This is a genomic window from Streptococcus sp. HSISS2 (assembly GCF_000448665.1).
Lineage (GTDB): Bacteria > Bacillota > Bacilli > Lactobacillales > Streptococcaceae > Streptococcus > Streptococcus raffinosi.
In genome coordinates, this window is the sequence record NZ_CM002133.1 from 2,221,558 (window position 1) to 2,231,462 (window position 9,905).

At 41.4% G+C, this 9,905-nt stretch carries 9 protein-coding genes and 3 pseudogenes; 6 read left to right on the forward strand and 6 right to left on the reverse strand.

Translation table 11 applies throughout. The annotated features are described in order from the left end of the window. Positions 1 to 16: 16 nt before the first annotated feature. Genes radA through HSISS2_RS09725 form a run of 3 tightly spaced genes read right to left on the reverse strand, consistent with a single transcriptional unit; the run spans position 17 to position 2,299 of the window. Positions 17 to 1,378: a DNA repair protein RadA gene (gene radA, locus HSISS2_RS09715; protein ID WP_134981546.1), complete on the reverse strand. Its 1,362-nt coding sequence runs from the start codon at positions 1,376 to 1,378 to the stop codon at positions 17 to 19. Continuing rightward, on the reverse strand, positions 1,375 to 1,842 hold the full coding sequence (locus tag HSISS2_RS09720) for an isochorismatase family cysteine hydrolase (protein ID WP_042767277.1): 468 nt from the start codon (positions 1,840 to 1,842) through the stop codon (positions 1,375 to 1,377). The genes radA and HSISS2_RS09720 overlap by 4 nt, the downstream gene beginning before the upstream one ends. A gap of 10 nt (positions 1,843 to 1,852) precedes the next feature. Then, positions 1,853 to 2,299: a dUTP diphosphatase gene (locus HSISS2_RS09725; protein WP_002888708.1), complete on the reverse strand. Its 447-nt coding sequence runs from the start codon at positions 2,297 to 2,299 to the stop codon at positions 1,853 to 1,855. A 220-nt stretch (positions 2,300 to 2,519) separates the two neighbouring features. Between HSISS2_RS09725 and HSISS2_RS09730 the strand changes: the two genes are divergently transcribed. The 6 genes and pseudogenes from HSISS2_RS09730 to galU all read left to right on the forward strand — a co-directional run bounded on the left by HSISS2_RS09730 (position 2,520) and on the right by galU (position 7,938). After that, positions 2,520 to 3,122, forward strand: coding sequence for an NADPH-dependent FMN reductase (locus tag HSISS2_RS09730; RefSeq protein ID WP_002888707.1), 603 nt, complete (start codon positions 2,520 to 2,522; stop codon positions 3,120 to 3,122). An 18-nt stretch (positions 3,123 to 3,140) separates the two neighbouring features. Next, the gene (locus HSISS2_RS09735) at positions 3,141 to 4,391 is read left to right on the forward strand and encodes an NAD(P)H-dependent oxidoreductase (protein ID WP_021146542.1); all 1,251 of its coding nucleotides are present in this window, start codon (positions 3,141 to 3,143) and stop codon (positions 4,389 to 4,391) included. Between the two features lie 116 nt (positions 4,392 to 4,507). After that, positions 4,508 to 5,298: pseudogene (locus HSISS2_RS09740) on the forward strand (formate/nitrite transporter family protein). Between the two features lie 8 nt (positions 5,299 to 5,306). Continuing rightward, positions 5,307 to 5,866: pseudogene (locus tag HSISS2_RS09745) on the forward strand (MptD family putative ECF transporter S component). Between the two features lie 131 nt (positions 5,867 to 5,997). Next, complete coding sequence (locus HSISS2_RS09750; protein ID WP_042767140.1) at positions 5,998 to 7,005, forward strand: NAD(P)H-dependent glycerol-3-phosphate dehydrogenase; 1,008 nt, start codon at positions 5,998 to 6,000, stop codon at positions 7,003 to 7,005. Positions 7,006 to 7,023: 18 nt separating this feature from the next. Beyond that, on the forward strand, positions 7,024 to 7,938 hold the full coding sequence (galU, locus tag HSISS2_RS09755) for a UTP--glucose-1-phosphate uridylyltransferase GalU (RefSeq protein ID WP_021146547.1): 915 nt from the start codon (positions 7,024 to 7,026) through the stop codon (positions 7,936 to 7,938). A 39-nt stretch (positions 7,939 to 7,977) separates the two neighbouring features. On the opposite strand, the pseudogene HSISS2_RS09760 reads toward galU, so the two are convergent. The 3 genes and pseudogenes from HSISS2_RS09760 to HSISS2_RS09770 form a co-directional block, all read right to left on the reverse strand. Beyond that, positions 7,978 to 8,654: pseudogene (locus tag HSISS2_RS09760) on the reverse strand (rhomboid family intramembrane serine protease). Beyond that, positions 8,645 to 9,172 carry a 5-formyltetrahydrofolate cyclo-ligase gene (locus HSISS2_RS09765; RefSeq protein ID WP_021146549.1) on the reverse strand — a complete coding sequence of 176 codons (528 nt, stop codon included), beginning with the start codon at positions 9,170 to 9,172 and terminating at the stop codon, positions 8,645 to 8,647. The pseudogene HSISS2_RS09760 and the gene HSISS2_RS09765 overlap by 10 nt, the downstream one beginning before the upstream one ends. A gap of 67 nt (positions 9,173 to 9,239) precedes the next feature. Beyond that, positions 9,240 to 9,905 (reverse strand): M20/M25/M40 family metallo-hydrolase (locus HSISS2_RS09770; protein WP_042767278.1); only part of this gene is annotated, 666 nt, incomplete at its 5' end.

Consider the following 9,905-nt stretch of genomic DNA (forward strand, 5'->3'; position numbering starts at 1 on the left):
TTTGGGCAAGATTTTTTTAAGAGAAGACTTTTTTGAGCACTTCTCCTACGGTCGTAACTCCAACGACCTGGATACCTTCTGGAATTGTCATGCCGTGAAGGGAATTCTTTGGAGCATAAATCTTAGTAAAGCCTAGTTTAGCGGCTTCATTGATGCGCTGCTCAATCCGAGTCACACGGCGAATCTCTCCAGTCAAGCCAATTTCTCCTATAAAGGCTTCCTGGGGATTGGTTGGAAGCTCCTTGTAACTGGAAGCAATAGCAACGGCAACAGCAAGGTCAATAGCCGGCTCGTCTAATTTGACACCACCAGCTGATTTGAGATAGGCATCTTGATTTTGAAGAAGAAGTCCGCAGCGTTTCTCTAAAACAGCCATGATAAGGCTAACACGGTTAAAATCCAGTCCTGTTGTTGTCCGCTTGGCATTACCAAAGACGGTTGGTGTCACCAAGGCTTGAACTTCAGCTAGGATAGGTCTGCTACCTTCCATTGTGACAACAATGGCAGAACCTGTGGCACCGTCTAGGCGTTCTTCTAAGAAAACTTGGCTAGGGTTTAGAACCTCTACCAAACCACCAGACTGCATCTCAAAAATCCCAATCTCATTGGTTGAACCAAAACGGTTTTTGACTGCTCGTAAAATACGGAAGGTATGTTGACGTTCCCCCTCAAAATAGAGAACCGTGTCCACCATGTGTTCCAACATACGTGGTCCAGCCAGCTGTCCATCCTTGGTCACATGCCCAACAATAAATGTGGCAATGTTATTGGTTTTGGCAATTTGCATGAGTTCAGCAGTAACTTCACGAACCTGAGAAACCGAACCTTGAACGCCAGAAATCTCTGGACTCATGATGGTCTGAATAGAGTCAATAATGAGGAAATCAGGTTTTATAGCCTCCACTTGACTGCAAACGGCTTGCATATTGGTCTCAGCATAAAGATAAAATTCGTTATCAATATCACCTAAACGTTCACTCCGCAATTTGATTTGCTCGGCAGATTCTTCCCCAGATACATAGAGGACAGTTCCCTTGTTAGCCAGCTGTGTTGACACTTGTAAGAGAAGGGTCGATTTCCCTATCCCTGGATCTCCTCCAATAAGAACCAGGCTACCTGGAACCACACCGCCACCTAAAACACGGTTAAACTCATCCATGTCGGTCTTTATGCGAGCATAATTAATCGAAGAGACTTCTTTTAATTTAGTTGGTTTAGACTTTTCACCCGTCAAACTGACTCGGGCATTTTTAACCTCCTGCACCTCAACTTCTTCCTCAAAAGAGGACCAAGAAGAACAGTTGGGACAGCGCCCTAGATATTTGGGTGAATTGTAGCCACATTCTCGACAAACAAAAGTTGATTTTTTCTTAGCTATAATAATTCTCCTTCTACTGCGACTCCTATAGAGTGCCACTTATGCAATGTTTTTTGAAATTTCTTCTGGTTAGCAACTCCGACAGCAGACAAATCGACGGAAACCTGATAATTCTCCTTGAGAGCCGCTAAAACGGAAGCCTTGACACAGCCATTGCCATCTACCCCTATAAACTCTATGCTTTTAGCACCATTTTCCTCTAAAAAATCTTTTAAATCTGGATTGGTAAAGCAAGAAGCCCGACGCTTCTCAAAGATACGAGAAGATACAAGCAGCAAGCCGGTCGCAAATTTCTTCCTTCTATCTTTTCTCTCCCAGAAAAAACGATTGAGAATATAGATAACTCGGTCGCTGGGATAGCTAGCAATTTTGTCATTTACAGCTGCAGTCAGTTCTTCATGATATGCTTTTCCTACAGCAACATAATCTGACTGCATATCGATTACTAACAAATAATCTGCCACTTTGCTCCCTCTACTGTCCAGTTGACCCAAATCCGCCAGTCCGCACACCATCTGCCTCATCTCCATCAACAATCAAGAAAGGCATAAAGACACCTTGAACAATGCGTTCGCCAACTTCAAGAGTCACGGGTTGATCAGTAATATTTTTCATCTGAGCGAAGATATGACCCTCATTTCCAGGATTACCATAATAATCGCCATCAATAACACCTACAGAATTGATTAAGACCAGCCCCTTTTTACGAGGGTTCGATGAACGGTCAAAGAGATAGAGGACCTCACCAGGTTGCATGTAAGCCTTAACACCTGTTGGAACGAGAACAATTTCTCCAGGAGCAATTACAGTGTTCTCTGCTACCTTTAAATCATAACCCGCAGCATGGGCAGTCTCACGTTTTGGAAGCAAGTCCTGATTGTTATAGGTTGATACGAGTTCAAATCCACGAATTTTTGTCATTATTTTTCCTTTCGATACATCTATTGACTTTGTCTTGTAAAATTAGCAACACTAGCTTTAACAAAAAGAGTAGCTTTTTTGATATCCATCCTATTATAGTCTATTCGAAATCAGATGACAAAGGTAGCAGTCTAATGGCATTCTCATTAAACTAAGATTGACTTTTAGGTAGGAAAACGCTAACATAGTATAAGATATAATACTTTTAAGGAGAATTGTCATGAAATTCATCGGACTTGTTGGTACGAATTCAAAGCGTTCAACTAATAGACAATTATTGCAATATATTCAGAAACATTTTGCAGATAAGGCAGACATCGAACTCGTAGAAATTAAAGACTTCCCTGTCTTTAACAAGCCAGCCAATAAACAACTTCCAGAAAATGTCCTAGAGGTTGTTAAGAAAATTGAAGAAGCCGATGGGGTCATTATTGGAACACCTGAATATGACCATTCTATTCCTGCTGTTCTTATGAACGCTCTAGCTTGGGTGTCATACGGTGTGTTCCCTCTTTTGAATAAACCCGTTATGATTACAGGGGCATCTTACGGAACTCTTGGTGCTTCTCGCGCACAGCTACAACTCCGTCAAATCTTGAACGCTCCAGAAATCAAAGCTAATGTGCTTCCAGACGAATTCTTGCTATCACATTCTCTCCAAGCTTTTGATGGCAATGGTGATTTGGTTGACCTTGATGTTATTCAAAAATTAGACGCCATTTTTGATGACTTCCGTCTGTTTGTTAAAATCACTGGTAAACTCTCACACGCTACAGAATTGCTACATAAAGAAGCTGAAAACTTTGACTGGGAAAGCTTATAATACAGGAGAATAGAAACTATGAAATTTGTTGGACTTGTTGGAGCAAATTATGATCAATCATACAACCGAAAATTGCTCGAATTTATCAGAAGACATTTTAAAATTAAATTTGAACTTGAAGTCTTGGAAATTGACGAAGTGCCTATGTTTAACCAAGACGAAAAATGGGACGAAAGCTTCCAACTTCGCTTGCTTAACAACAAGATTACACGCGCTGATGGGGTCATCATTGCAACTCCCGAACACAATCACACCATTTCTGCAGCGCTTAAATCTGTTTTAGAGTGGCTCTCATTCGAAGTGCACCCATTTGAAAACAAACCTGTCATGATTGTTGGGGCATCTTACTACGACCAAGGAACTTCACGCGCCCAAGTACATTTGCGTAAAATCCTTGAAGCACCTGGTGTCAACGCCTATACACTTCCAGGTAATGAATTCTTGCTTGGTAAGGCCAAAGAAGCTTTCGACCTTGATGGTAACATCACAAATGAAGGTACTGTTAACTTCCTTGAACAATGCTTAGACAATTTTGTCCAATATGTAGGAGTGGTTTCTAAATTGAAAAAACCAAAACCAATTGAACCAGAAGACTTAGATTGTAACAACCCAATCGCTACAACTGTGACCGAGGTTGATCCTGACGATCCAGAATGGGTAGAAAAAGTAGCTGAAATCACTGGTGCAGTGTCTGGTGATACATATGTTAAACTAGATCACGGTATTTTGACAGTTAACCAAATTGACATGTTCCTCAAGGCTATGCCATTTGAATTAACTTATGCCGATGATAATAACCAATTCCTCTACTACAATAATGCCCATCAAGATCCTGATACCATGTTTGCCAAACGTGTACCACCTCAATCAGGTAGCCGTATGTCAACAGTTCACGGTTCACTTCCACCAGCTCGTATGAAAAATGTGGAATGGGTTATCGGTACCCTTCGTAACGGCAACCAAGAATATGTGCGTACGATTGTCCCAGGCTCACCTGAAGGGGTTATCAACACACACAATTATCAGGCTATGTACTATGATGATGGTTCTTATGCAGGAATCAATGAAATCGTCTTTAACTTTAAACCATGGCTTGACTGGTATCTCGAAACAACTGGTCAACGCCTTGTCGGAGGAAGTGGTCCTTTTGCACCGGCTGCAGCTAGTCATGGCAGTAGCGACGCAACATCTGGAGCATCAGATGCCGGCGGTCACAGTGGCGATGCAGCTTCAGACGCAGATGCAACATCTGGAGCATCCTCACATTAAGACTTGGAAAAGTTGGGACAACTGTCCTGGCTTTTTTCATGGTCATCTTAGATTAACCTTCACCCAAGCATGTGTATCTACTCATGCTCCATGTCACACTACTTAGAGGTAAACTTATGTCTCAATTCCAAGAAAAAGTTTTTGCTGCTTGCGCTAAAAAGAAGCGCTCTTCAACGAAAGCCTTGGTCGCTATGCCTTGCGTTCGATGCTTGCAGGCGCTTATCTCACCATGTCAACTGCCGTAGGGATTATTGGTGCTGATATTATTGCTACAGGTATGCCAGCCCTTTCTCGCTTTGTATTTGCCTTTATCTTTGCTATCGGATTGGTCTTCGTTCTCATTTTCAACGGAGAGTTAGCCACTTCAAACATGATGTTCCTTACTAGTGGTGCCTATTATGGCAAAATCAAATGGAGTAAGGTTTGTACCATCCTTCTCTATTGTACTTTCTTTAATTTTGTCGGAGCTCTTATCTTAGCTTGGTTTTTCAATCAATCCTTCTCTTTCCACCATTTGACAGACAAGAGCTTCCTAGTCACTGCTGTTTCCACTAAACTTGGAAAAACAGATTGGATGAACTTTACTGAAGGTATTACTGCTAATATGTTCGTCAACCTTGCTATCTTGGGCTATATGCTCCTCAAAGAAGAGTCTGCCAAGATTTTCATTGCCCTATCAGCCATCTTTATGTTTGTCTTCTTGGTGAATGAACACTTGATTGCTAACTTTGCTTCCTTTATGTTGCTAGGCTTCAATGGTGTTCGTGATGCTGTGGACAATTTCACATTGGCAAATATTCTACGTCAGTGGGTAGTCGTATTCTTCGGTAACTGGATTGGCGGCGGTATTTTCATTGGTTTGGCATACTCTTGGCTCAATAAAACTAAGACACCTCACATTGATTAGGAGGCCACATGCGTCAAAAAAGACTTATCAAAGAAACTATCCTGGCTATGCTGCTTTATTTTATTTGCTTAGCTATAGCTGTCGCCATTGATTTAATATTTTTAAAGTCAAAAACATGTATCACACACCTGCTATGGTGGCTATCTTTGCAGGATGGGTTTATTTGGAGCTTATCCGAAAGACCAAGCAATTTGGAGCTATTACCTGTCTAGGCATATTTATGTCTGTCTTCTTCTTTGCTTCTGGTCACTTTGTCCTTACCTTCCTTCCCAACCTTTTAGCTGGTCTAATCGCTGATTTTATTGCCAAGCAAGGTAATTATGAGAATGATAAATTTAATCTACTTTCCTACATGATATTCTCTCTGGGAAACTTGGCTCCCATTGTTACCATGTGGATAGCTCCTAAAGCCTATATTGCACAACTCCTTGCCAAGGGGAAAACACAGGATTATGTAGACCAAGTTATGGTCCCATTTACAACTAGCCATGTCTTAATTCTAATAGGTGGAACTCTCATAGCTGCTCTCATTGGAGGTTACATTGCTAAAAACTGGCTTAAAAAATAATAACCACCTACGTTCCTAACAGAGAGTACAAGACAAACACGCTTTTCTTATGTTATAATGAGAAAGAATATAGTCTTTTTCTGCTTTGTTAGAAAGGACCTAAAGGGAGACCTAATGATGAAAAAACAAAAATCGCTGTCTTGGGCCCTGGTTCTTGGGGAACTGCCCTTGCTCAGGTACTCAATGACAACGGACACGAGGTTCGTATTTGGGGAAATATCCCTGAACAAATTGATGAAATTAACGAGAAACATACCAATACCCGTTATTTCAAAGATGTGGTTTTGGATGAAAACATTAAAGCCTACAAAGAACTTTCCCAAGCTTTAGATGGAGTTAATGCTATTCTCTTCGTTGTTCCAACCAAGGTTACTCGTTTGGTAGCCAAACAAGTTGCCGAACTTTTGGACCATGAAGTTGTTATCATGCATGCTTCAAAAGGATTGGAGCCAGGAACACACGAACGCCTCTCAACTATCCTTGAGGAAGAGATTCCTGCAGAACTTCGCAGTGACATTGTTGTCGTATCCGGTCCAAGCCATGCTGAAGAAACTATCGTTCGCGATATCACCTTAATTACAGCGGCCTCAAAAGATCTTGAGACTGCACGCTATGTTCAAGGTATGTTCAGTAATAACTACTTCCGCCTTTACACCAATTCAGATGTTATTGGTGTTGAAACAGCTGGGGCACTTAAAAACATTATTGCCGTCGGTGCCGGCGCCCTTCATGGTATGGGCTATGGAGATAATGCTAAGGCAGCCGTTATTACTCGCGGTCTCGCAGAAATCACTCGTTTGGGTGTAAAACTTGGTGCTGACCCTTTGACTTACAGCGGTCTTTCTGGGGTTGGTGATCTTATTGTTACAGGGACTTCTATTCATTCACGTAACTGGCGTGCTGGTGATGCACTCGGTCGTGGCGAAAAACTGGAAGACATTGAACGTAACATGGGTATGGTAATTGAGGGAATTTCAACTACTAAGGTTGCCTACGAAATCGCTCAAGAACTCAATGTCTATATGCCAATTACAACAGCAATCTACAAATCCATCTATGAGGGTGCTGACATCAAGGAATCTATTCTCAATATGATGTCCAATGAATTGCGCTCTGAAAATGAATGGGATAAAAAATAAATAATCTAAGGAGTTCTCATGAAGAATCAAAAAGTCAAAAAAGCTGTCATCCCTGCTGCAGGACTTGGTACACGCTTTTTGCCAGCTACAAAGGCCTTGGCCAAAGAAATGTTACCAATCGTTGATAAACCAACTATCCAATTTATCGTTGAAGAAGCTCTCAAATCAGGCATCGAAGATATCTTGGTCGTGACTGGTAAGTCAAAACGATCTATCGAAGACCATTTTGACTCAAACTTTGAGTTGGAATACAACTTAGAACAAAAAGGTAAGACAGACCTGCTAAAATTGGTTAATGATACTACTGCTATCAACCTCCATTTTATCCGTCAAAGTCACCCACGTGGTCTCGGAGATGCTGTACTTCAAGCCAAAGCTTTTGTCGGTAACGAACCATTTGTTGTTATGCTTGGTGACGACCTCATGGATATTACCGATGACAATGCGGTTCCATTAACCAAACAACTTATTGATGATTATGAGGAAACACACGCTTCTACTATTGCGGTTATGCCTGTACCACACGAAGATGTTTCAGCTTACGGTGTTATCGCCCCTCATGGTGAAGGTCACAATGGCCGTTATAGCGTGGAAACTTTCGTTGAAAAGCCAAACCCAGAAGATGCTCCAAGTGACCTTGCTATCATCGGACGTTACCTTCTGACACCTGAGATTTTTGGAATTTTGGAAACACAAGAACCAGGTGCAGGTAATGAGATCCAATTGACTGATGCTATTGATAAACTCAATAAAACGCAACGTGTCTTTGCTCGCGAATTTACAGGTAAACGTTACGATGTAGGAGATAAATTTGGTTTCATGAAAACCTCTATTGACTACGCCCTCCAACACCCTCAAGTTAAGGAAGACCTTAAAAAATATCTTATTGACTTGGGACACAAACTCGAAGGCAAACCTAAGCAAAAAGACTAATATAAAATCCATCGAAAAATTTTCGATGGATTTTTCATATTATCTAAAGATAGGTAAACCTAAAATAGTCACTAAAAGAATAATATAAGTTAAAAATGCTGTCAGGCGCCAACCTCTACTAAAAAGTCGACTTTCAACCTTATTAGCCAAAAAATAGCTGCTAGAGCACCTCCAACCAAGCCTCCTAGGTGACCAGTAATCCCAACACTAGGTGTGAAGAGATTGAAAATCAAATTGACGACAATTAAAGATAGATAACTACGTCCCAACTGGTTAAGTAAGGGGCTATGACTATAATAACCAAGTATTACCACAGCTGCAAAAAGGCCAAACAAGGAGGTAGAGGCACCAGCTGCAATAACATTAGGCGTAAAAATCAAGGTGAAGGCATTCCCCATAACACCAGCTAACAGATAGAGCCCTAGGAAACGCAGAGTCCCAAAAATTTGCTCAGCCATTTTGCCAATAAAATAAAGGGTAAGCATATTAAATAAGAAATGCTCCAGACCGATATGTACAAAAATTGGTGTCACTAAACGCCAAAGGTCTAAGGGACTATATTGAACAAAAACACCATACATAGCCCCCATTTTAAAAAGACTAAGGGGTGCTGTCGCTTGAAAATCATTTAGAAGATATTGACACCCAAAAGTCAACGTCGTTAGCCCCAATAAAAGATAGGTAGCAGGGTGTCTCTTCCATTCATTTACTTGCATGTGATAACCTCCCTAACGGCGACGTCATGGCTATCTGGGGTAAAATCCTTTTCCTGACAGGGATAAACCATGCTAACTGTCATCCCTTCAAAGTCAGACAAATAGCGGTCATAATAACCTGCTCCGTAACCAATGCGATAGCCTTCAGCATTGAAAACTACACCTGGCACATGAATCAAATCAATCTCTGATTTTTCCACAGCCAAATCAGACGCAGGTTCCATCAAGCCAAAAGAGGTTGCAACAAGATTATCTGGATCGTAATCGACAAAAATCATTCGACCTTGTTTATAGGTTTTTGGAACCACAAGACGCTTCCCATCCTTTAAAGCCTGATTGATTAAAAGACTGGTGTCATATTCATGCGGGAAAGCCAAATAGGTAGCAATCACCTGAGCCTCTTTATAAGCAGGTAAGGTAATTAATTGCTCTAAAAGATATTGGTCTAACTTAGCCTTGGTCTCAGGTTCCTGTGAAGTCAACTGAGCCAAAACAGTTTTTCTAAGTTCATTTTTCATAGGTTTATCATATCAAAAAAGCTACCAAAAGTCAGACCTGGTAGTTTTTCAGCTTTGTAAAATGTCACTAGGCTTCTGCCTTGTATTTAAGGAACTTACCGATTTCAGCTACCCCAAAAGCAAGGGCGTCCTCATTTGGACTCATCTTAGGATGGTGAAGGGCATATGGCGTATCAATCCCCAACCAGAACATGACACCTGGAACCTTACTAAGCAAATAACCGAAATCTTCTCCAGTCATAGCTGGTAAACAATCAATCAAGTTAACAGCTGGACTGGCTTCAAAGAAGGTCATCAATTCTTTGGCCAAGGCTGGGTTGTTTTCCACAGGGAGATAACCACCCTGTTTCAATACAACATCCACTTCCATACCAAAGCTAGCTGCCACACCCTCTGCGATTTGGCTGACACGCTTTTGAATAAGACGACCCATTTCTAGCGTAAGCGTACGAATAGTTCCATAGACCTCTGCTGTTTCAGCGATGACATTGTTGGTCGTTCCTGCATGGAAAGAACCAAAGGTAACTACCCCACCCTGGATAGGGTCAACATTACGACTGACAATAGTTTGAACTTGGGTAATAAAGTAAGAAGCTGCTACAAGGGCATCATTAGCCTCATGTGGAAAGGCAGCGTGTCCTCCTTTGCCTTTGAAAGTAACAAGTACCTCACAAGTTCCTGCAAAAAAGGTATTCGTATTAGTCGCAATGTCGCCTACTTTGAAATCTGGACA